This window comes from Nocardia anocheti, from assembly GCF_029675105.1.
In the GTDB taxonomy this organism is placed as follows: domain Bacteria; phylum Actinomycetota; class Actinomycetes; order Mycobacteriales; family Mycobacteriaceae; genus Nocardia.
Window position 1 is genome coordinate 687,813 of sequence record NZ_JAQQFV010000003.1, and the last position, 21,738, is coordinate 709,550.

The 21,738-nt window shown below is 70.4% G+C and carries 24 protein-coding genes and 1 riboswitch; of the genes, 16 read left to right on the forward strand and 8 right to left on the reverse strand.

Annotated elements, in window-relative coordinates:
* Nucleotides 1-23: 23 nt before the first annotated feature.
* Together QC180_RS10765 and QC180_RS10770 are read right to left on the reverse strand one after the other, a co-directional pair.
* A complete protein-coding gene (locus tag QC180_RS10765; RefSeq protein ID WP_278262509.1) occupies nt 24-410 on the reverse strand; it encodes a DoxX family protein in 387 nt (128 codons plus the stop codon).
* Nucleotides 411-419: 9 nt separating this feature from the next.
* Entirely contained in the window at nt 420-737 is a 318-nt protein-coding gene (locus QC180_RS10770; RefSeq protein WP_278262510.1) for a GYD domain-containing protein, read from the reverse strand.
* A gap of 203 nt (nt 738-940) precedes the next feature.
* Here QC180_RS10770 and QC180_RS10775 point away from each other — a divergent pair, with 203 nt between their 5' ends.
* Nucleotides 941-1,366 carry a DoxX family protein gene (locus QC180_RS10775; protein WP_278262511.1) on the forward strand — a complete coding sequence of 142 codons (426 nt, stop codon included), beginning with the start codon at nt 941-943 and terminating at the stop codon, nt 1,364-1,366.
* Between the two features lie 119 nt (nt 1,367-1,485).
* Complete coding sequence (locus QC180_RS10780; protein WP_278262512.1) at nt 1,486-1,836, forward strand: hypothetical protein; 351 nt, start codon at nt 1,486-1,488, stop codon at nt 1,834-1,836.
* On the opposite strand, the gene QC180_RS10785 is transcribed toward QC180_RS10780, so the two are convergent.
* The gene (locus QC180_RS10785; RefSeq protein ID WP_278262513.1) at nt 1,826-2,926 is read right to left on the reverse strand and encodes a sensor histidine kinase; all 1,101 of its coding nucleotides are present in this window, start codon (nt 2,924-2,926) and stop codon (nt 1,826-1,828) included. The genes QC180_RS10780 and QC180_RS10785 overlap by 11 nt on opposite strands.
* Nucleotides 2,919-3,593, reverse strand: coding sequence for a response regulator transcription factor (locus tag QC180_RS10790; protein WP_278262514.1), 675 nt, complete (start codon nt 3,591-3,593; stop codon nt 2,919-2,921). Before QC180_RS10790 ends, QC180_RS10785 begins: the two co-directional genes overlap by 8 nt.
* 86 nt (nt 3,594-3,679) lie before the next feature.
* Here QC180_RS10790 and QC180_RS10795 point away from each other — a divergent pair, with 86 nt between their 5' ends.
* Entirely contained in the window at nt 3,680-4,276 is a 597-nt protein-coding gene (locus tag QC180_RS10795; protein ID WP_278262515.1) for a M15 family metallopeptidase, read from the forward strand.
* Entirely contained in the window at nt 4,276-5,580 is a 1,305-nt protein-coding gene (locus QC180_RS10800; protein ID WP_278262583.1) for a DoxX family protein, read from the forward strand. The genes QC180_RS10795 and QC180_RS10800 overlap by 1 nt, the downstream gene beginning before the upstream one ends.
* Here the strand turns inward: QC180_RS10800 and QC180_RS10805 are convergent.
* Both QC180_RS10805 and QC180_RS10810 read right to left on the reverse strand, forming a co-directional pair.
* A complete protein-coding gene (locus QC180_RS10805) occupies nt 5,577-6,128 on the reverse strand; it encodes a dihydrofolate reductase family protein (RefSeq protein ID WP_278262516.1) in 552 nt (183 codons plus the stop codon). The two genes, QC180_RS10800 and QC180_RS10805, sit on opposite strands and share 4 nt — an antisense overlap.
* A 61-nt stretch (nt 6,129-6,189) precedes the next feature.
* Entirely contained in the window at nt 6,190-6,624 is a 435-nt protein-coding gene (locus QC180_RS10810) for a hypothetical protein (protein ID WP_278262517.1), read from the reverse strand.
* 402 nt (nt 6,625-7,026) lie between these two features.
* Between QC180_RS10810 and QC180_RS10815 the strand changes: the two genes are divergently transcribed.
* The 7 genes from QC180_RS10815 (at nt 7,027) to QC180_RS10845 (ending at nt 14,736) form a co-directional block, all read left to right on the forward strand.
* Complete coding sequence (locus QC180_RS10815) at nt 7,027-7,995, forward strand: alpha/beta hydrolase (protein WP_278262518.1); 969 nt, start codon at nt 7,027-7,029, stop codon at nt 7,993-7,995.
* A gap of 86 nt (nt 7,996-8,081) precedes the next feature.
* Entirely contained in the window at nt 8,082-8,678 is a 597-nt protein-coding gene (locus tag QC180_RS10820; protein ID WP_278262519.1) for a TetR/AcrR family transcriptional regulator, read from the forward strand.
* A gap of 130 nt (nt 8,679-8,808) precedes the next feature.
* A complete protein-coding gene (locus QC180_RS10825; RefSeq protein ID WP_278262520.1) occupies nt 8,809-9,612 on the forward strand; it encodes an alpha/beta fold hydrolase in 804 nt (267 codons plus the stop codon).
* A gap of 145 nt (nt 9,613-9,757) precedes the next feature.
* Nucleotides 9,758-9,935: riboswitch (cobalamin riboswitch) on the forward strand.
* Between the two features lie 16 nt (nt 9,936-9,951).
* Nucleotides 9,952-11,598, forward strand: a complete 1,647-nt coding sequence (locus tag QC180_RS10830; RefSeq protein WP_278262521.1) for an ABC transporter substrate-binding protein — start codon at nt 9,952-9,954, stop codon at nt 11,596-11,598.
* Nucleotides 11,599-11,606: 8 nt separating this feature from the next.
* Nucleotides 11,607-12,548 (forward strand): ABC transporter permease, encoded by a 942-nt coding sequence (locus tag QC180_RS10835; protein WP_278262522.1) that lies wholly within the window; start codon nt 11,607-11,609, stop codon nt 12,546-12,548.
* On the forward strand, nt 12,545-13,354 hold the full coding sequence (locus tag QC180_RS10840; protein WP_278262523.1) for an ABC transporter permease: 810 nt from the start codon (nt 12,545-12,547) through the stop codon (nt 13,352-13,354). Before QC180_RS10835 ends, QC180_RS10840 begins: the two co-directional genes overlap by 4 nt.
* Nucleotides 13,351-14,736 (forward strand): ABC transporter ATP-binding protein, encoded by a 1,386-nt coding sequence (locus QC180_RS10845; protein WP_278262524.1) that lies wholly within the window; start codon nt 13,351-13,353, stop codon nt 14,734-14,736. Before QC180_RS10840 ends, QC180_RS10845 begins: the two co-directional genes overlap by 4 nt.
* Here QC180_RS10845 and QC180_RS10850 read toward each other — a convergent pair.
* Nucleotides 14,696-15,667 (reverse strand): LLM class flavin-dependent oxidoreductase, encoded by a 972-nt coding sequence (locus tag QC180_RS10850; RefSeq protein ID WP_278262525.1) that lies wholly within the window; start codon nt 15,665-15,667, stop codon nt 14,696-14,698. The two genes, QC180_RS10845 and QC180_RS10850, sit on opposite strands and share 41 nt — an antisense overlap.
* A 74-nt stretch (nt 15,668-15,741) precedes the next feature.
* A complete protein-coding gene (locus tag QC180_RS10855; RefSeq protein WP_278262526.1) occupies nt 15,742-16,206 on the reverse strand; it encodes a LuxR C-terminal-related transcriptional regulator in 465 nt (154 codons plus the stop codon).
* Nucleotides 16,207-16,485: 279 nt separating this feature from the next.
* Here QC180_RS10855 and QC180_RS10860 point away from each other — a divergent pair, with 279 nt between their 5' ends.
* The 5 genes from QC180_RS10860 (at nt 16,486) to QC180_RS10880 (ending at nt 21,733) form a co-directional block, all read left to right on the forward strand.
* Nucleotides 16,486-17,112 carry a TetR/AcrR family transcriptional regulator gene (locus QC180_RS10860; protein WP_278262527.1) on the forward strand — a complete coding sequence of 209 codons (627 nt, stop codon included), beginning with the start codon at nt 16,486-16,488 and terminating at the stop codon, nt 17,110-17,112.
* Nucleotides 17,113-17,226: 114 nt separating this feature from the next.
* Nucleotides 17,227-18,285, forward strand: a complete 1,059-nt coding sequence (locus QC180_RS10865) for an ABC transporter substrate-binding protein (protein ID WP_278262528.1) — start codon at nt 17,227-17,229, stop codon at nt 18,283-18,285.
* Between the two features lie 11 nt (nt 18,286-18,296).
* Nucleotides 18,297-19,385, forward strand: coding sequence for a FecCD family ABC transporter permease (locus QC180_RS10870; RefSeq protein WP_278262529.1), 1,089 nt, complete (start codon nt 18,297-18,299; stop codon nt 19,383-19,385).
* Entirely contained in the window at nt 19,382-20,194 is an 813-nt protein-coding gene (locus QC180_RS10875) for an ABC transporter ATP-binding protein (protein ID WP_278262530.1), read from the forward strand. The genes QC180_RS10870 and QC180_RS10875 overlap by 4 nt, the downstream gene beginning before the upstream one ends.
* Nucleotides 20,195-20,275: 81 nt before the next feature.
* Nucleotides 20,276-21,733 (forward strand): MFS transporter, encoded by a 1,458-nt coding sequence (locus tag QC180_RS10880; protein ID WP_278262531.1) that lies wholly within the window; start codon nt 20,276-20,278, stop codon nt 21,731-21,733.
* Nucleotides 21,734-21,738 lie beyond the last annotated feature (5 nt).

Genomic DNA, 21,738 nt, shown 5'->3' on the forward strand with positions numbered 1-21,738 from the left:
CGAATTCTGTTCTGTGAGCACACTCACCGAAAGACGAGTTCATCCACCGACACCGCACCGGCGCCGAACACCAGTATCGTGCCCGCGAGGGTGAACAGCATCAAATCGTATTCCCAGCCACCACTGCTGGCCCAGTATGGGCTGTGCCACTTCAGAATATGCAGCGAGATGGTCGCGAGCATGAGCAGCATCACTCCGGCGGCCGCGATCGGCGCGAGAATACCGAGCACCACACCGATCGCGCCGAGCATTTCGGCGGTCGCCACGAAGTACGCGGCCGGGAGCGGCACCGCGTTCTTCGTCGAGAATTCGCGCATATCGCGGAATTTGTTGCGCGAACTCGCGAAGAACGCGATCCCGACGACGATCCGCGCGAGCAACAGGAGCAGATTCTCGGCGACAGTCGCCATGGCGACGACCTACTCGGGCGGGCGGTAGGTCACTTCCCGCGCCACCGCTGCGTCGATCTGTTCCGGCGTCAGCAAGCCGATCGTGTGGGAGACGGCGGCACCGGCGGCCGCGGTACGGATGGCGAGCGCGGCGGCGGCGACGTCGTCGGGGACGTCACCGATGACGAACAGATCGTCCTCCCCGAAGGCGAAATAACACGCCTCCACTTCGCCCCCGACGCTCTCGACCATCTCGGTGATCGCGGCGCGGCGCGCACTGCCGCCCTGCGCGAGGAGCCCTTCGGCCCCGTCCTGGAGATAGCTGACCCGCCACAGGTACTTCGGCATGACGAACCTCCTCGAATGAGACGATCGCGGCCAGGCCGAGCCTAGGCTCTGTGCGCTCCGGTGAGCGCCGGGAACCGAGGCTGTCGCCGCTTCGATGCGCCCCCGAAACTCCGGTGATACCCGGCCGATGAATTCTCCGGCGACGCCCCGTCCTAACCGATAACCGCGCCACCCACCCGGCGCACCGATCCGAAGGACACGACATGACCACCACCACCGCTTCCGCCGCCGTCACCGACACCGCCGCCTACCGCCCGGGCAAGATCCGCAACCGCGTGCTGTGGACCCTGCAGATCGTGCTCGGCCTGTTCTTCGTCATCGCGTCGGGTGGCCCGAAGCTCGTCATCCCGCACACCCTGATGGAGAACCCGCCCGCGAACGTCACCATCCCGCTCGGCCTGCTGGTCTTCATCGGTGTCGCGGAGGTGGCGGGCGGGATCGGCCTGATGGTGCCGCGTCTGAGCGCCGCGGCCGCCGCCGGTCTGTCGGTGCTCACCGTTCTGGCCGCCGCCACACAGGCTTTCATCGCCGAGCTGCCCGCCATGGCGATCTTCCCGCTGGTGCTCGCCGCGATCTTCGCCTGGATCGCCTACGAGCGTCGCGGCACCCTGCCCGCCTTCGCACGCTGATCCCGCGCCGCATCCGCTGACGATCACCGGACCCCGTGTCCGGTGATCGTCGCGTGTTCGCCCGGCGTGTGCTCTGATGGAAAGAGGACCCGCAGCCCAGTGCCCGGGAGGTGCCAGCGTTGGCCGACGACATGCGTGAGCCCGACGATCGGACCTTCCGTCAGGCCGTGATCTACGGCCTGACGGTGATCGCGGTGGCCGCCGTGGTGTGCGCGCTCGCCGCCGTGTGGGCGGCGAACCGCGACGCCTGCGCGAGCGCGGAGAGCCGCCTGTGCGACGACGCGGCGAAGACCGCCGTGCTCTTCGGCCCCGCCCTGGTCCTGCTGGCCGGTGGCCTGGGCGCGTTCGTCCAGACGTTCCGGCGGTACCGGGCGGACCGCAGCTGGCGGTCGTGGCAGGGCGCCGGGTGGTTCCTGTTCGTCGCGATGACGGCCTACCTGGCCATCGGCGCGGGCACTCTCACGACCTGAGCGGACGCACCGGCGGCACCGGGAGCCGCACGGTGACCCGGAGTCCGCCCGCCGCACGCGGCGTCAAAGTCAGGGTCCCGGCGTGCGCGCGGGTGATGCTGTCGACGATGGCGAGACCGAGACCGACACCGCTGTGGTGGGCGCGGGCGCGGTCGGTGCCGCGCTGGAACGGTTCGACCAGGATCGCGACGAGCTCCGGACGCAGCGGTGCGCCGGTGTTCTCGACCGTGAGCGCGACCCCGCCCGGGTCCGCGCCGGTGGTGACCCACACGGTGCCGCGCTCGGCGAGATTGTGGACGATCGCGTTGTGCACGAGATTGGTGGTGAGCTGCAACAGCAGCGCGTGCGAACCGAGGACCAGCGCCCGCTCGCCGCCGGTGTCGAGCGTGACGCCGTGCCCCTCGGCCAGCGCCAGCAGCGTTTCGGTGGCTTCCTCCGCGACGAGCGACAGGTCGACGAGTTCCCCGGTGGTGGACGGTCGGCCCGCCCTGCTGAGCAGCAGGAGCGCTTCGGTGAGGTCGATGGCCCTGGCATTGGCCGCGGACAATCGCTCGATGAGCGCGGCGCTGTCGCGGGCGGGGTCGGCGGCGGCCACGTCCAGCAGCGTTTTCGTGATGGCCAGCGGGGTGCGCAGTTCGTGGGAGGCGTTCGCCGCGAAACGCTGTGTCTCACCGACGTGCGCTTCCAGCCGAGCCAGCATGGTGTCGAAGGTGTCGGCGAGCTCACGCAACTCGTCGCGGCGGCCCGGCAGCCGGATCCGGTGCGCCAGTGACCCATCGGCGGCCGTCCGGGTCGCGGCGGTGATGCGGGCCAGCGGGGCCAGCATCCAGCCCGCGAGCAGCCAGCCACCCAGCAACCCGAACACCAGCAGACCGATCAGCACCACGGCCATGAACGGCGCGAAGGAACGCAGCAGCAGCGCCCGGTCGATCAGGAATTCCCCGGTCGGGGCGTAGAGCCACCCGTCGGGCAGAAAGTACAGGTAGAACACCAGCACGCCCACCAGCAGCAGGACTCCCGCGACCATGATGAATCCCGCGTAGCTCAGCGTGAGCTTGAGGCGAACGCTGAGACCAGGGGGCCTAACCATGCTCGGTACCCGGGTCGATGTGGTAGCCGACCCCGGCGACCGTCGCGATGACCCACGGCTCGCCGAGGCGTTTGCGCAACGCCGACACGGTGATCCGCACCGCGTTGGTGAACGGGTCGGCGTTCTCGTCCCAGGCCCGTTCCAGCAGTTCCTCCGCGCTCACGACCCCGCCCTCGGCCGCGACGAGCACCTCCAATACCGCGAACTGCTTGCGGGTGAGTGCGATGTAGCGGCCGTCGCGGTAGACCTCGCGGCGGAACGGGTCCACCCGTAAGCCCGCGATCTCGCGCACCGGTGGCCGGTGGTGGGCGCGGCGGCGATCCAGGGCGCGCAACCGCAGCACCAGCTCACGCAGCGCGAACGGCTTGGTGAGGTAGTCGTCGGCGCCGAGTTCGAAACCGCTCGCCTTGTCGTCGAGGCGGTCGGCGGCGGTGAGCATGAGGATCGGTGTCCCTCGGCCGGAGGCGACGATGCGCGCGGCGATCTCGTCGCCGGTCGGACCGGGGATGTCACGGTCGAGGACGGCGATGTCGTAGCTGTTGACGTCGAGCAGTTCCAGCGCGGTGTCCCCGTCCCCGGCGATGTCGGCGGCGATCGCGGCCAGGCGCAGTCCGTCCCGGATGGCCTCGGCCAGATACGGCTCGTCCTCGACGATGAGCACACGCATACTCCGATGCTAGGCACCGGGACCTATGGTCCGCGTATCGAAATCCGGGTACGGCCCGGCAACACGCGCCGCTCTTGACTCGGGGTATGAAACCTCACCCACCAGCACAGATCGGTCGGCGCCGCTGGGCGATCGCCGTCGCGGTCCTGGCACTCGGCGCGGCGACGACCGCGATCGTCGCGGACCGGATGCCGGACACCCTCGCGTTCCACAAGGCGCCTTTCGTCGATTTCCCGCTCGACGCCCCCGACACCCCGGTCGCCAGCGTGTTCACCGACGACCTCCCGACCGTGGCCAACCTCGATCCCGACCTCCTCGCCGCCCTGCGCCAGGCGGCCACCGACGCCCGCGCCGACGGCATCGACCTCGTCGTCACCAGCGGCTGGCGCACCGCGGCGGACCAGCGACAACTCCTGCGCGACGCGATCGCGAAGTACGGTTCCGAAGCCGAGGCGGCCCGCTGGGTCGCCACCCCCGACCGCTCGGCGCACGTCTCGGGCGACGCGGTCGACCTCGGTCTCGCCGAGGCCACGACCTGGCTGTCGCGCCACGGCGCCGCCTACGGCCTGTGCCAGACCTACGTCAACGAGCCGTGGCACTACGAACTGCGTCCCTCGGCCGTCGACGAGGGCTGCCCGGACCCGTACGCCGACCCCACCGAAGATCCGAGGATGCGGTGGTGATCGACACGAGAACACCTGTCGCCCACACGAATCCGGGCCTCTGGGGCACAGTCGCGTTCCGCTTCTGTTTCGTCTACTTCGGCCTGTACTGCCTGCTCACGACCTACATCCCCTTCGCGCTGCTCGGGATCGCCGGGCGCTGGATCCGGGAGTTCCCCGGGCCGTGGAACATTCCGTTCACCGACCCGCTCACCGGCTGGGTGGGTCGCGTGTTCTTCGGCGTCGACGCGACCCTGCGCATGGATTCGGGAGCCGGTGACCAGACCGCGATCTGGGTGCTGGTGCTGTGCCTGCTGGTGGTCGCCGCGCTGGTGGCGACCGGGTGGACCGCCGTGGCCGCGCGCACCCCGACACCGCGGCTGTCGGCCTGGTTCACCCTGTTCCTCCGGGTGTGCCTGGGCGGACAGATGATCGGCTTCGGATTCGCCAAACTGATCCCCACCCAGATGCCCGCGCCGAGTCTCGCGCAGTTGGTGCAGCCCTACGGCGACCTCAGCCCGGCGTCGGTGCTGTGGTTGCAGGTCGGCAGCTCCCCCGCCTATCAGATGACGCTCGGTGCCGTCGAGGTCACCGCGGGACTGCTGCTGTTCGTCTCCCGAACCGCCGTGCTGGGTGCCGCGCTCACCCTGGCGAGCACCGCGCAGATCCTGCTGCTGAACCTGACCTTCGACATCCCGGAGAAGCTGCTCTCCTTCCACCTGCTGCTGATCAGCCTGATCCTGCTCGCCCCGTACCTGCGCGCGCTGACGGACCTGTTCGTGCGACAACGCGCGTGCGCACCACTGCGTCCACCGGCCCTGTTCCCCGACGAACGCCGCGACCGCCGCGCGGCCTGGCTCGTGGCGGCTCTCGGACTCTGGGTCGCGCTGGGCAGCGGCTACGACCGCTGGGTCGTCTGGCAGGAGCAATACGGTGCCGCCAGCCCCCGCTCCGAGCTGTACGGGATCTGGGAGGTCCGCGATCTCACCGTCGCCGGGAACCCGATCCCGCCGCTCACCACCGACGAAACCCGCTGGCGGCGTGTGGTTTTCGATCGACCGGGAGCGGCGACCTACCAGCACATGAGCGGCGAACTGGTCACCGTGCGGGCCGAATTCCGCCCCGGCGGCCAGCTCGTCCTCACCACCGAAGACGACCGACCCTTCGCGACGCTCACCGCGGACCGGCACGCCGACGACCTGTCCCTCCGGGGAACACTGCACGACCGCCCCGTGGAGATCTCCCTGCGACGCATCGACCCCGACAGCTTCACCCTGCGTGGCCGCGGCTTCCACTGGGTCCAGGACTACCCCTACTTCCGCTAGTCGACGAGGTAGCGCAGCAGCACCGCGGTCTCGAAACGTCGCGTCTCGACCAGGCGCAGCGGAATCCGCTGATCCAGCGGCGGGAACATGGGTGTGCCGCCGCCGAGGATCATCGGCGAGACGTAGAGCTGGTACTCGTCGATGAGCCCGTGCGGCATGAGGGTGGCGGCGAGGGTCGCGCCACCCACCTCCATGACCCCGTCGCCGCCCGTCTTGAGTTCGCGGACCACCTCGACGGCGTTCTCGCTGACCAGGGTGCTGTTCCAGCCGACCTTCGGCAGCGTGCGCGAGAACACCACCTTCGGTTTGGCGGTCCACAGGGCGCCGAAATCCCGCTGGATGGGCGGCGCGTCCGCGGGCACGTGCGGCCAGTACTCCGCCATCAGCTCGTACAGGCGTCTGCCGTGCAGCCCGATCTCGAGCTCGCGGTATCGGTCGTTGTGGAACTGGTGCAGTTCGTCGTCCGGGTCGGTCCAGTCGATCTTGCCGTCGCGATCGTTGATGTAGCCGTCCAGGGACACACCGATCCCATAGATCAGTTTTCTCATACCGGTGTAGACCTCCTCCGCGCTCGAAACTCATCGGTGTTCGATCAGGAGGCGAGGCGGACTATCGGCCGGGTCCGCCGGGCGTCGGATCGGGGTCGCCGCCCCGACGCTTCTCGCCGGTGTCGATTCTGCGCGGCCGCACCCTCGGCCGCACGGACCCGGTCGCGGAATCCGCGCGTTTGCGTCGCGACGCCTCGAAGTCGATGACGGTGTTCTCGTGTTCGCCGTCCGGGGCGGGCGGCGGTACGGCGGCGGCCAGCCACGCGCCCGATTCCCGCTCCAGCTCCGCGCGGGTCACCGGACGGGTCGGCGCCGGATCGTCGACGGCTCCTGCCCCCCAGGGCCGCTGCCGGGCGTCACCGATATCGTCCCCGCCGCGCCGCGGTCGCTTGGGCAGCCGGACGACATTGGACTCGCCGTCCTCGGCCTTGGCCTGTTCCCACTTCCGGCGCAGCCGCTGCACCGCGTCGTATCGGCCGGGATCGTGATCGGACATCGACTCAACCGCGGACAGGGGTCGCGACACCCATCGATCTCACTGCGACCAGCACCCCGAACTCCGTCCTCGGTCCAACACCCACCGTCCCATTCTGCACGAAGCCCCCACCGGGCGTCTCCGTCGGCACGGCTATTCCTCGAGCAGCTCGCAGATCACCACCGGGATGTCACGGCTGATGTATACGACAATAACATCAATGACCGAGGCAATGTGGACACCGATCACAATGATCCTTGACACCCCCGCTCCCCAGAGGGAATAGTGGCAACAGTCGAGCAAATCACCCACCGCCGGAAGGTGGGTTCCGGTGTTCCACCTGCCGAAAGTAGCTGCTGCCGTTGACTTTTCGCCCGGCGTCGCGGGCGGTCCGCGGCCGGACCTTCACCCAGGGAGAATCGAATGACCGCGCTGCCGCCCCCGATCACCCCCTACCTCGAACCGGCCGCCAAGGAACTGGCCGAAGCCACCGACCCACACCCCCGCATCTACGAGGTCCCACCCGAACAGGGCCGCAAGATCCTGGCCGACCTCCAAAGCGGCGAAGGAGTCCCCCGCCCCGACGTCGACGAGGAATGGGTCGAGGTCGACGCGGGAGAATGGGGCACCGTCCGCACCCGCATCATCCGCCCCAAAGGCACCACCGGCCCACTACCGGTCGTGTTCTACATCCACGGCGCCGGATGGGTCTTCGGCGACGAGAACACCCACGACCGCCTCTTCCGCGAACTCGCCGTCGGCGCGGACGCGGCCGGAGTCTTCCCCGTCTACGACCGCGCCCCCGAAAAGGGCTACCCCACCCAGGTCGAACAGAACTACGCCGTCGGCCAGTGGGTCCTGCGACACGGCGCCGAACACGGACTCGACACCACCCGCATCGCCGTCACCGGCGAATCCGTCGGCGGCTGCATGTCCGCGGTCTTCGCCCTCATGAACAAAGACCGCGGCGGCATCGACCTCAAAGCCCAAGTCCTGCTCTATCCGGTCACCAACGCCGACTTCGACACCCCCTCCTACCTCCAGTTCGCCGAGGGCTACTACCTCACCCGCGACGGCATGCAATGGTTCTGGGACGCCTACACCACCGACCCCGCCCAACGCGCCGAGAAATACGCCTCCCCCCTGCAAGCACCCCTCGAGGACCTGAAGGGCCTGCCGACCACCCTGGTCATCACCGACGAAGCCGACGTCCTACGCGACGAGGGCGAACAGTACGCCAACAAACTGCGCGAGGCCGGAGTCGACGTCACCTCCGTCCGCGTCGCCGGGATGGTCCACGACTTCCTACTCCTGGACAGCCTGCGCGACACCCGCGCCGCCAACGTCGCCCGCACCCTGGCCATCGACGCGCTGAAAACCGCACTGAGCTGATACCCCGGTATCGATTCGGCGTTCTGCGGTGCCGGAACCGCTCGACAGGCGGATCGCTGTCGGTACGCGGTTGTTAAATTGACTCCATGGCACCGCAGAACGCGCCGTATCATCACGGCGACCTCCCGGCCGCGCTCGTCCGCGCAGCAGTCGAGCTGCTCGAAGAGAACGGCGCCACCGAACTGTCGCTGCGGGCGGCCGCGCGCCGCGCCGGTGTGTCGACCGCCGCGCCGTATCGGCATTTCGCCGACCGCGACGCCCTGCTGGCCGCGGTGGCGGCCGTGGGGTACCGGGAGTTGGGCGCCGATCTCGTCGCCGCGAATCCCACGCCGACGACCGCCGACGACTTCACCGAGATCGCCGTCGCCTACGTCCAGTTCGCCCTGAAGCGTCCCGGACTGTTCCGCGCCATGTTCTCCGAGCCCTGCGACCCCACCAGCCCCGAGCGCGTCGCGGCCACCACCGCCATCCACGACTACGTGCGATCGATTGTGCGGCAAGCCTTTCCGGACTCCGACGAGGAGGCGCTGGCCACCGCCATGTGGGCGCTCGTGCACGGCCTGGCCTTCCTGTACCTACACGGGAAGTTCGAGGTCGGCGCACCCGGAGACCTCACCGAACGGGTGCGCGCGACGATCAACTCGATCCTCGACCTGCGCCCGGCCGCCACCGTCGACGAGTAGCCGTCGAGGTCGGAACCGGCACGACCGCGGACTCCTCAGGGGCCCGCTCGCACCCCCTGATGTACTCGGCGCTTACATTAGGGGTCGCGAAGCGCGCGGTCAAGAGCGCGCACATCCGAGGAGCAACAGAGTGACCAGCACCGACAACGACGACATCGGCGCGGCGATGGACCCGGACAGCGATGCCCCCATCGCCCTGATCGCACCCGCGATGGCGATCGGCTCCCGCTTCTACACCCCGGTGGTCCGCGCGTTCGACACGCACGGCTGGGACGCGCACGTCCTGCCGCGCCGCGGATTCGAGCGGGGACAGCCCCGCGCGGCGCGCGGACACGACTGGTCCTACGGGGACGAGATCGACACCATCACCGACGCGGTCACCCGGATCCGCCGCCGCCATCCCGCCCGGCCGGTGATCGTGCTCGGCCACAGCCTCGGCGCACAGCTCGCCGCCGGGCAGGCGATCAACCAGCCCGGCGTGGACGGGCTCGTCACGATCGGCGGCTGCCTCCCCCACCACCGACACTTCGCCGGTTTCGGCCTGCACGTGGCCGCCATGGCCGCCATGATCCCCGCCCTGACCACGGCGTTCGGCTACCTGCCGCCACCCGCGTTCGGCGCCCCCGGCGCCCGCACCATGATGCGCGAGTGGGCCCGCATGGCGCTCACCGGCCGACCACCCTTCCCGACGGAACGCGCCATCGACGTCCCCGCCCTGGTGGTCGCCCTCGAGAACGACTCCATGGCCCCGGAATCCGGCGTCGACGACTTCGCCCGCAGACTGTTCGCGCCCGGCACGGCGACCCGCTGGGACTACCGCACCGAGGATGTCCCACCCGGCGCGAGCAACGGCCACATCGACTGGGTCCGCACCCCACAACCCGTCGTCGACCGCATCGTCACCTGGTGGAAAACCGCCACGCCCCCTGCTTGACAGCACTGTCGGCGACTCCCGCCTCATCGGGCGGGAGGCGCGGGCGGTGCTGGTCGCCCCCGCACAGGTCGGCCTGATCACTCGAACCGGCAGCGATTCCACGGAGCCGGTTCCCGCCCTGTGGTGACGACCTCGCGCAACCGGACATTCGTCCCATCGGCTAGGTTCACTGGCGCAGGGAACACCGGTGTGAATCCGGGGCTGTCCCGCAACTGTGACCGAGGAGCAGACCTTCATCCATGGCCACGACCTTCCTGGGTTGGAAGGCCGAAGGCGAGCGTTGATCCGGGAGCCAGGATACCTGCACCGCTTCAGGACCCAGCTTCACGAGGATGAGAAATGCGAGTGCTCACTCGCCGCAGGCACGATGCGCTGCGGCTGTCCGACCATGCCCCGACCCGGCGGCGCCGTTCCCTGGCCACCGGGGCGCTGGCCGCGCTGCTCGCGGCCAGCATGGTCGTCACCGGATGCGCGGGCGAGGCCACCGAGGGTGGTGCCGCCGCGGCGCGAGCGCTGCGCGAAGCCGGTGACGGCACGCTGACGATCTACAACTCCTACAAGATCGCCGGGCTCGACCCGGCGGGCACCGGCACGAACTGGCTGTTCGACTGGGGTGTGGCGGAGAATCTGCTGCAGGTCACCGAGTCCGGTGAGATCGCGCCCTGGCTGGCGGAATCGGTCGTGCGCGACGGCGACACCCGCTGGATCGTGACCCTGCGCGACGGTGTCACCTTCCAGAACGGCAAGCCGGTCGACGCCGCCGCCGTCGCCGCCGCCCTCACCAGGCAGATCGCCAAATCCTCGGCGGCCAGGGTCTATCTGGACCCGGCGACGAAGGTGACCGCCGACGGCGCCAGGGTCGTCATCACCACCCCCACCCCGAACGCGATGGTGCCCGCCGCCCTCGCCGCGCGCGACAACTCGCTGCAGATCTACGACGTCGCCGCGATCGAAGCCGCCAACGGTGACTCGGCGAAGATCGTCGGCGCCGGTGCGTACTCGGGCCCCTACGCGATCACCACGTGGAGCCCGGACAATCTCGTGCTGGCCCCCTACGCCGCGCACTGGGAGGGCACACCGCCGCTGAAGGGCGTGACGGTCCGTGTCGTGCCCGACGAGCAGGCCCGACTGGCCGGGGTGCGCAGCGGCGAGGCCGATATGGCGTTCTACCCGTCCACCTCGGCGAAGCTGGAACTGCGCGGCGACAGCGACATGCACGTGCTGTCCTCCGAGCAGGCCCTGCAGTCGCTGCTGGTGGAGATGAACCTGAAGGCGGGCATCTTCACCGACACCGCCGTCCGCAAGGCGTTCACCGCGGCGATCGACTACGCGGGCATCGCCGAGGACGTCGGCAACGGACAGTTCGCCCCCGCCACCGGCCTGTACCCGCCGTCGATGTCGTTCGCCGTGGACAACCAGGTCCACGACCTGGCCGAGGCGAAGCGGCTGCTCGACGCGGCGGGCTGGGTGCCCGGCGGCGACGGCATCCGGACCAAGGACGGCCGGAAACTGGTGGTGCGGTTCGTGACCCAGGCCCAGGGGCCCGAGACCAACGATGTCGCGATCGCGATGAAGGACCAGGTCGCCCAGGCCGGGTTCGACCTGCAGATCAACAACGCCGAGGACTCCGCCGCCGTCAAGAAGGACCCGGGCGCGTGGGAATCGTCGGTGGCGCTGAGCGGTTCGCTGTCGGGCACCGCCGACCCGATCCAGCCCTACCTGGTGCGCTGGACCACCGGCGGCTCGTCCAATGCCCAGGGCGTGACGAACCCGGAGATCGACGCGATCGGCGCGCAGCTGCGCGGCGAGTTCGACACCGCGCGCCGCGACGCGCTGCTGGCGCGCGCCCAGGAGATCCTGGTGCGCGAGCAGGCCTACGTGGTGGCCGGAACGTTCAAGTACTTCACCGTGGTGACCGGCCCCGAATGGGCCGACTACCGGGTGTCGAACGTCCGCAGGCACCTCACCAGCGCCACCGGCGAATAACGACCGAGGTGCGTCTACTCGTCCTGGCCCGGCGCCGGGTCGTCGAGGCCGTGCTGACCCTGCTCGGCGCCAGCGTGCTCATCTGGGCCCTGCTCCCGCTGGCGCCGGGCGACCCGGCGCGGATGATCCTGGTCGCGCAGGGTGTCCCCGAGCCGACGCCGGAACAGATCGGCGACCTCGAACAGACCCTGCACCTGGACCGTTCGGCGCCGGAGCAGTACGCGCACTGGCTGTGGGGGGTACTGCGCGGCGATCTCGGGTTGTCGTTCGTCTCCGGACGACCGGTGGCCGGGGAATTCGCCGAACGGCTGCCCGCGACCCTGATCCTGGCCTCGGCGGCGCTGGTCCTGGCGCTGGTGCTCTCGATCGCGCTCGGCGTGATCGCGGCCCGCTCGCCGCGGCGGTGGCCCGATCACGGCACCCGCTGGCTGGCGCTGGTGTTCACCTCGGTGCCGAGTTTCGTGGTGGCGCTGTTGCTCATCCAGGTGTTCGTCGTCGGGTTCGGCGTCGGCAAGGCCGCGCTCGACGGCACCTGGGCACAGGTGTGGCTCCCGGCGATCTGCCTGGCGGTGGGCCTGTCGGATTCCTGGTCGCGGTTGCTGCGCGCGAATCTGCTGGCCTTCCTGGAATCGCCGACCGCGGCGGTGCTGCGGGCCAGGGGCGCGTCGCGGTGGCGGCTCCTGTGGCGCCACGGCCTGCCCAACAGTGCGGTGCCGTCGCTGCATGCGCTGGCGGTCGGCACCGCGGTGCTGCTCGGCGGGGCGACCGTGGTCGAGACGGTGTTCACCTGGCCCGGGCTCGGCGCGTACGTGGTGGAGTCGGTGAAGACGCGTGATCTGCCGGTCATCCAGGCGTTCACCGTGTTCGCCACGGCGAGCTATGTGCTCAGCAGCCTGGTCGCCGACCTGCTGTCGGCGGTCATCGACCGCAGAATCGAGGTCGCCGCGTGACCCGCCGTCATCTGCCCCCGTCGGTGCTCGCGGGCACCGTCGTGCTCGGGCTGTTGCTCCTGCTGGCGGCGGTGGGTCCGCTGCTGGCGCAGTACCCGCCGAACGAACCACACTACGGGGCGAAGCTGGTCGCGCCGAACGCCGAATTCTGGCTGGGCACCGACCATTACGGGCGCGACCAGTTCGCCCGGCTGATGCACGGTCTGCGGTTGTCGCTGCTGTCGGCGTTTGTCGTGCTGGCCGGGTCGGCGTCGATCAGCCTGCTGGTCGGCCTCGGCGCCGGGCTCTACGGCGGCCGGATCGACCGGGCGGTGTCGCGGGTGATCGATGTGGTGCTGGCGATTCCGAGCCTGGTGCTCGCGCTGGCCGTGGTCGGTCTGCTCGGCCCCGGCTATCTCGAACTGCTGCTCGCGCTGGTGATCGCGAGCTGGGCCGCCGACGCCCGCGTCGCGCGGGCGCTCACCCTCGAGGCGCGGTCCCGGCCGTATGTGGTGGCGGCCGGGGTCGCCGGGGTGAGCAGGCCCGCGATCGGGGTCCGGCATCTGCTGCCCGCGGTCCTCGGGCCGTTCCTGATCGTGGCGACCCTGCGACTGGGCGGCATCGTGGTCGCGCTGGCCGGGTTGTCGTTCCTGGGTCTCGGGGTGCAGATGCCCGAGGCCGAACTGGGCGCGATGCTCGGGGACGCGCGCCGCTTCCTCGGCGCCGCGCCGTGGCTGCTGATCGCGCCCGCGGTGGCGATTCTGGCCATGGCGGCCGCGGCGAACCTGATCGCCGAGGGCCTGCGCGACGACAGGGGACCTCGATGAGTGTGATCGCCGAACTGCGCGGCCTGACCGTCGCCTACGGCGGAGCCGACCCGGTGCTGCGCGATGTCTCGCTCACCGTGCGACGCGGGGAGACGGTGGCCGTGGTCGGGCCCAGCGGCTGCGGCAAGACCACCATTCTGCGCGCCCTGCTCGGTACCCTCGCCGAGAGCGCCCGCGTCGAGGGCACCGTGCTCATCGACGGGGTCGCGGTGTCGCGCAGCGATTTCCGCGCGCTGCGCGGCACCGTGCTGGGGTTCGTCGGCCAGGACCCGTTCGCCGCGATGGACCCGATCATGTCGGTGGGCACCAATATCGCCCAGCCCTGGCGCATCGCCCGCCGCCGCGTTCCCGAGGGTCGCGTCGTCGACGATCTCGCCGCCGTGGACATCCCCGATCCGGCCCGCCGCGTCCGTCGACGGCCGTTCACCTGGTCGGGTGGGATGCTGCAGCGCGGCTCGGTGACGACCGCGCGGGCCCTCGACCCCGCCCTGGTCCTGGCCGACGAACCGACTTCGGCGCTGGACGACGCCAACGCCCACCGTGTCCTGACCGCCCTCACCGGCGGAGAGACCGCGCTGCTGATCGTCAGCCACGACCTGCGCCTGGTGCGCAAATACGCCGACCGGGTGTACGTGGTCGACAACGGCACCGTCACCGAATCCACCCTCGATCCGCCCGTCGAGGTCCGTGAGGTTCCGTCCCGCCGACCCGTGCCCCCGGGCGCGCCGATCCTCACGGCCAGCGCGCTGACGAAGCGCTATCCGGGCGGCGGCGGCGTGGCCCCGGTCGACCTCACGGTGCGCCCCGGCGAGATCGTCGGCCTGGCCGGACCGTCCGGGGCGGGCAAGAGCACCCTGCTGCGACTGCTCGCCGGAATCGAGACGCCCGGCTCGGGTCGGCTCGTCTGGGACGGCAAGGACGGGCCACCACCGGCGGGCGAGGTCGGCATGGTGTTCCAGAACGCCGTGGGCAGTCTCGATCCACGCCGCCCGCTCCATCGCGGGGTCACCGAACCGCTGCGGCCACGCCTGCGCACCCGGCTCGCCACCGCCGAGTCCATGGCGATCACGCGCACCGCCCTCGAGCGGGTCGGCCTGGCCGACATCGATCCTCGACGTCTGCCCGGCGAGCTGTCCGGCGGTCAGGCCCAGCGGGTGGCGATCGCACGGGCCCTCGTCGGCGACATCCGCGTGCTGCTGGCCGACGAACCGACCGCGGCCCTGGACACGGAGTCGGCGGACCGCGTCATGACGATCCTGCGCGAACTCGCCGACGACGGCCTGGCCATCGTGCTCGTCTCGCACTCCGAGCGCGTCCTGGACGACCTCGCCGACACCGTCGTCAGGATCGAGGCGATACCGGATCTGTCCACCGCGCGATGACGGTGTCGGCGAACAGCCGCATGCTGGTTCGCACCGCCTCCGGCGACGGTGCCGCGGGCTGCACATTGCACAGGAAATCGGTCGCGTCGGGGACCACCGCGTCGCGGCGGATGGCGGTGGCCACCTCGGCGGCGGTGCCGAGATAGCCGTGTCCGGTGTCGATGTAGTCGCGGGCGGTGAACTCCGCCGGGAACCGCCCCGCCGCGATCGAGGTCGCCACCCACCGCTCGATGCCGGGGCGCATGTGCTCGAACGCGGTCGCGGCCGAGTCCGCGCACAGCACCGAGCGCGAGACCCCGACCCGCGCGGGACGTCCCGCGATCCGTTGCGCGGCACGGTATTTCGCGACCCGCTCGGCGGCGATCTCATCGCGCGGCCCCCGCGGCGAGGAACTGCGTCCGGTGAGTACACCGAGATCCAGCGCGGCGGCCAGGTCGAATCCGGCCGCGGAGGCGGTCCCGAGCCAGAGCCGGTCCCGCAGACCGGGCGCGGCGGGCACCAGATCGCTTGCGGGGCCGAACAATTCGATCAGGGCGTGCAGCGTGTCGCGAAAACGCTCGTGTCGGTCGGCATGGCTGTGTCCGAAGCGTTCCGCGGTCGCGGCGTCCGCCCCGGCGCCGAGCCCGAGTTCGAGCCTGCCGCCGCTGAGCGCGTCCACCATCGCCGCGTCCTCGGCCAACCGGATCGGGTCCTCGAGTGACCCGATCATGACCGCCGTCCCCAACCTGATCCGACTGGTCCGCCCGGCCACCGCCGCCAGCAGGACCAACGGCGACGGACAGTGCGCCCGCTGCGCGCCGAAATGATGCTGCGCCACCCAGAACGACGCGAATCCGCACTCCTCGGCGAAGACGGCCGCCTCCACCGCCTCGCGCAAGACCGTCGCGGAGTCCCGGTCACCCACGACGTGCGAAATGAACCCGAACCGCATCACTGACACCCCGTCGTCGCACCGAAGTCCCACCGTAACGCCCGACCGCCGCCGCGCGGCCACCGGTGCGGCGTTCAGCGCGCGGCTTCGGTGCCGTTCTCGGGGAGCCGCGCCATCCCCGATCGCAGCGCGATCAGCACGGCCTCGGTGCGATCCGCGGCGCCGAGCTTCTGGTACAGCACGTACAGGTGGGCCTTGACGGTCTGTTCGGTGATGTCGAGGACCCTGCCGATCCTGCGGTTGGTACAGCCCTGGACCAACAGATCGAGGACCTGACGCTGCCGGGGAGTCAACCGAATGGCGTTGTGCTGATGCGCCGTCGGTGACGCGGAGGGTGTGGTGGAGGCGGTGTCGGCCGGTGGGCGGGGCGACCCGACGGGCCGCTCGGGTGCGGAGTGGCGGCGCTCCCTGGCTTCCAGGGCGATCATCGATGTCCGGATCCGCTCCGCGTAGGCGCCGAGTTGCTGTATCTGATCCAGCAGCTCGTCCAGAGCTCGAGCAGTAGTGGTCGTGCGGGTATGCCAGTCACCAGTGGTCATAGCTAGGAATTCCTTGTCGTAGCTGTCCGTGCGGACAGCGGTATCGAGGGAAAATCAGCCAGCGTCGAGAATTCGACAAGGATGCCTGTCCGGCACGGATCGGCTGGCTGCCGCAACAGAATTCGGCTGACTACGCGAGGGGCGGGGCGGGCGCACCCGACCAGGTCGTGAGTCATACAACCCCCTCGCATAGTTTAGTTAGGTTAGCATAAGTTCACTCACCGAAGGAGTCTCACTCACTGGCAGCCTACGCCCGAGACGCCGTGTAAAGTCCCCGAAATGAGCCAGCGCCGTTCCACGCCGGGCAGGCCGCGCACCAAGCCCGCGCAGGAGCGCCGCGCGGATCTGCTCGACGCCGCCGAGCAGGTTTTCGTCGAACGCGGCATCGCCGCGGCCCGCCTCGACGAGATCACCGAGCGGGCCGACGTCGCCATCGGCACCCTGTACGTGCACTTCAATTCCAAGAACGACCTGATGGTCGCCCTGCGCGCGCGCTTCATCGACCGACTGGTCGCCCGCCAGCAGGCAGCGGTGCGGCAACTGCCCGAGGACGACTGGATCGGCCGCGTGGACGCCTGGCTCACCGACGCCGTGCGCGCCTACGTCGACCACGCCGAACTGCACGACGTGCTCTACGACCACACCCCGATCAACGCCAAGACGACGGTGCAGGTCCCGCCGGAGAACGCCCACATCGAGGCGTTCCGCCAGCTCATCGCCGAGCGCCCCGACCCGCCCGCCGGAGCCCCCGATCCGGCCATGGCCGCCAACCTGATCTACGGCGCCTGGTACGGCGCCACCCACGCGCTGCTGCACCACGAAGCCGAGGACATCTCGACGCTGGCCGACGAGCTCATCGCCGAGATCATCGCGCTCGCCCATCGGTATCTGCGCTCCGATCGCTGATCCCCCTCGCCACCGAATCCCTTGTCCAACCCCAGCCGTTAGGCTAACCTAAGCCCGCGACTGAGGCTCATTCATAAACTGCGCAGGGCCTCCCAGGGGAAGGACCATCGCGCAATGCTCCACTCACTGTTCCAGTTCCGTTCCACCGGGTGTAGCGCCCGATCCCACCCGGCCAAGCCGTCCGGCGCGATGCTCGGCGCCCTCGTGGCGGCTGTCGCGCTCGTGGCAGCGGGGTGCGGCGGCGACACCGGTGCCGACGATCGCGCCGAGGCCGGTCCGGCGCCGATCAGCTTCGGAACCTGCGGCCAGAGCGTGACCATGGAGCGCACGCCGCAGCGCGTGGCGATCCTCAATGACGGCCTGGCCGACACCCTGTTCGCGCTCGGCGTCGGGGACAAGATCGTGGCCAAGACCAGGGGCGAGTCCTCCCCCACCCCGGAACTGAGCGAGCGGCTGGCGGCGCTGCCGAGCCTGGGCACCCGCAATCCCAGCGCCGAGGCGTTGGTCGCCGCGCAGCCGGATCTGCTGGTCGCCGACCAGGTGGCCAAGGTGTCGGGTAACCAGGGCAGCCCGAGCATCGACGAGCTGCGTCAGCTCGGCATCGCGACCTATGTCGCCGACGGCGGCTGCGCGCAGGGCCTCACCGCCGACACCACCGGCGTCGATTCGCTGTTCGCCGACATCGACCGGTTCGGCACGATCTTCGGCATCGAGGAGCAGGCCGCGACCCTGGCCGGACAGCTGCGCGCCCGGCTCGACGACATCCGCGCCCGCACCGGCACCCCGGCGCGCGTCGACGTGGTCGAGGTGTCCCAGGTGGGCGGCCAGCTCTATGTGACGACCGGCGGCATGTCCGGCGACGTCCTCGAGCGCGCGGGCGGCAACAACCTCTTCGCCGAGCTGCCCGGCCAGTACGCGCCGATCAGCGCCGAACAGGTGATCGCCCGCAATCCGCAGGTCATCATCGTGGACGACTACACCGCCTCCGAGAGCGGCCGCAAGACCGCCATCGACTTCCTGACCAGCACCTTCCCCACCACCGACGCGGTCCGCAACGGCCGGGTGCTGGCGATCGACGCGGCCCGCACCGGTGCGCGCGGCAGCATCCGCGTGGTCGACGGCGTCGACGAGATCGCGCGCTTCCTGTACCCGAACGCCTTCGCCGGGCGGTAGTGGGAATCCCGTTGTCGAAGAACATGATTCACCCGGCCGCGCCCGCCCCGGCCGCTCGGCGCACATTCGGTGAGCGGATGCGCGGCATTCCGCTGCGGATCGCCGTCCCCGTCCTGATCGCGGTGCTGCTCGTGACGATCTGCGTGGCGGTGTCGATCGGGTCGGTCGGTGTTCCGCTCGGCACGGTGGTCTCGGTGATCGGCGAGCATCTCGCGGGGACGGAGTCCTCGGCGAGCGTGGTCAGCGACCGGATCGTGTGGCATCTGCGGTTGCCGCGGGTGCTGCTGGCCGCGGTCGTCGGTGGCGGGCTCGCCGCGGTCGGGGTGACCCTGCAGGCGACGGTGCGCAATCCCCTCGCCGACCCGTACGTGCTGGGGGTCTCGGCGGGCGCCGGACTGCTGGCCTCGGTGGCGATCACGCTCGGATCGGCGGCGGTGGCGGGATTGTCGACCTCGGGCGCCGCCTTCGCCGGGGCGCTGGCGGCGACCGTCGCGGTGCTCGCGATCTCGCATCGGGGCGGTCGGCTGGTCCCCGGGCGACTGGTCCTGGCCGGGGTGACGCTGTCGTATCTGTTCAGTGGTGTCACCAGTTTCGTGATCTTCCGCAGCAGCAACGACGACGCGGCGCAGTCGGTGCTGTTCTGGCTGCTCGGCTCGCTCTCCCAGTCGTCGTGGTCGACGCTGGCGCTCCCGGCCACCGTCGTGCTGGTGACCTGTGCCTGCCTGCTGACCCAGGCGCGGACCCTGAACGCGCTGGCCGCCGGTGACGACGCGGCGCTGTCGCTCGGCGTCGCGGTGCACCGGGCGCGCAACGGGCTGCTGGTCGTGGCCTCGCTGCTGACCGGGGTGCTCGTCGCGGTGTCCGGCGGGATCGGCTTCGTCGGGCTGATCGTGCCGCATGTGGCGCGGCTGGTCGTCGGGCCGGATCATCGGCGGCTGCTGCCGATCGCCGTGCTCGTCGGCGCGATCTATCTGGTGGTCGTGGACCTGCTGTGCCGGGTGGCGGTGCGGCCCGAGGAGCTGCCGATCGGCATCATCACCGCGGTCCTGGGCGCACCGGTGTTCCTGTGGCTGCTGCGTCGTTCGGAGACCATGTCATGAAGCTGTCGCTGGCCGGGGTGAGCATCCGCATCGGCACCACCTCGATCGCCGAAGACTGTCATCTGTCCGTCGCGGACGGGGAGCGGGTCGGGCTGATCGGCCCCAACGGCAGCGGAAAGACCTCCCTGCTGCGCACCGTCTACCGCGCGCTGGACCCGGTGGCGGGCACGGTGGCTCTCGACGGCGAGGAGGTCCGCGCGCTCGGGCAACGGCAGATCGCCCGGCGCGCGGCGCTCGTCGCCCAGCACAGCGCACCCGACTTCGATTTCACCGTCGAGGAGATCGTGGCCATGGGCCGGGGCCCCTGGTTGGGGACCTTCGCCTCCCCCGGCGCCCGCGACGAGTCGATCATCGCCGCCGCGCTCACGCGCGTGCGGCTCGGCGACTACCGCGAACGGCGGTTCTCCACACTGTCCGGCGGTGAGCGCCAGCGCGTTCTGGTGGCGCGCGCGCTCGCCCAGGAGAGCCCGCTGCTACTGCTCGACGAACCGACCAACCACCTCGACATCCACGCCGCGCTCGAACTGCTCGAACTCGTGCGCGGGCTCGGCCGCGCGACGCTGTGCGTGCTGCACGATCTCAATCTCGCCGCCACCTACTGCGATCGGCTCTACGTCCTGCGGCACGGCCGCATCGTGGCGCAGGGCGCACCCGCCGAGGTCCTCACCCCCGACCTGGTCCGCACCGTCTTCGGCGTCGAGTGCACCCACCTCACTCATCCCGTGACCGGCGGTCTGCTGCTCGCCTTCACGCCCGCGGCGGTGCCACGGGACCGAGACACGCGTGTGGAAGAACACCGCGTGGTGTGACATCGCCAGGGCTGGAAGCGGATTCGGTCCCGTACTACGATGAATGAATCTCATTCAGTTACTACCCAGGAGCTGTGAGCTGTGTCTTCGCCTTCCCCCGACCACCCGACCGTCCCGCGCTCGCCGGATCTCGCGGCGGCTTTCCTCGGTTTGACCCTCGGCGCGTTTCTCGTTCTGCTCAATCTCGGCATCGTGCCGATCGCCCTGCCGACGATCGGCGAGGACCTGCACGCCTCCACGACCGGCCGACAGTGGGTCCTGGACTCCTACAACCTGATGCTGTCGGCCTTCGTGCTCAGCGCGGGCAATCTCGGTGACCGGTTCGGCCGCAAACGCCTCTACCTGCTCGGACTGGTGCTGTTCATCCTCGCCTCGGCCGCGAGTGCCGCGGCGCCGACGCTCGGGGTGCTCATCGGCGCGCAGGCGGTCCTCGGGGTCGCGGCCGCGCTGCTGATCACCGGATCGCTGTCGCTGATCACCCAGCTCTATCCGGACCCGGCCGCGCGGGCCCGCATGCTCGGGCTCAACGGCGCCATCGGCGGTTCCGGCATCTCCCTCGGGCCACTGCTCGGCGGTGTGCTGGTCACCGCGCTGGACTGGCGGGCGATCTTCGCGGTCAATGTCGTCGTGGGTGTGCTGGCCCTGTGGCTGGTCGTGCGGACGGTGCCGGAGAGCTCCGATCCCGAGCACGCCGCCCTCGACGGCGCGGGTCAGCTGCTCGGACTGATCACCCTGGCCGGACTCACCTATGCGCTGATCACCAGCAGCATGCACGGCTGGGGGTCGGCAGCGACGCTCGTTCCCCTGGTGGCGGCGCTCGCCGCGGCGGGTGGCTTCCTGCTCGTGGAGAGCCGCGTCGCGCGACCGATGCTGCCGCTGAGCGTGTTCCGCGCGCCCGGCTTCGGCCGGGCCAACCTGGCCTCGTTCGTGCTCGGCTTCGGCACCAGCGCCGTGTTCGTGCTGCTCGCGCTGTATCTCCAGGACGCCCAGGGGTTCTCGCCGCTGTCGACCGGTGTGATCCTGTTGCCGCTGGCCGCCGCGATCAACCTGACCGCGCCGTTCGCCGGGCGGCTCAGCGGGTCCCGTGGTCCGCTGCGCGTGATGATCGTCGGCTACACCGTCTCCGGGGTGGGTCTGCTCGGGCTGACCCTGCTCGACACCGGCACCCCGGTGGTGGTCTTCGTGGTGCTCACGATCGTGCTCGGACTCGGCATGGGCAGTTCGATCGCGCCGACCCAGATCGCGGGCATCATGTCGTTGCCGCGCGCGCGATCCGGGCTGGCCTCCGGCTGCATTCTCACCACGCGCCAGAGCGGCACCACCATGGGTATCGCGGTGCTCGGCCTGCTCATCGCGCACCACGCGGGTCCCGATCCGGCCGCGAGCGGCTACGCGGGTGGCTTCGTCGACGGGTTCCGGATCGCCTGCGCCGTCGCGGGAGTGGCGACCCTCGTGGTAGCCGCGGCCCTGCTGTTCGCGCAGGTCACGATGCGGCGCGACGGGTCCACGGCGGAGCCCGTCGCCGTCCGGGGCGGGTAGGCGCC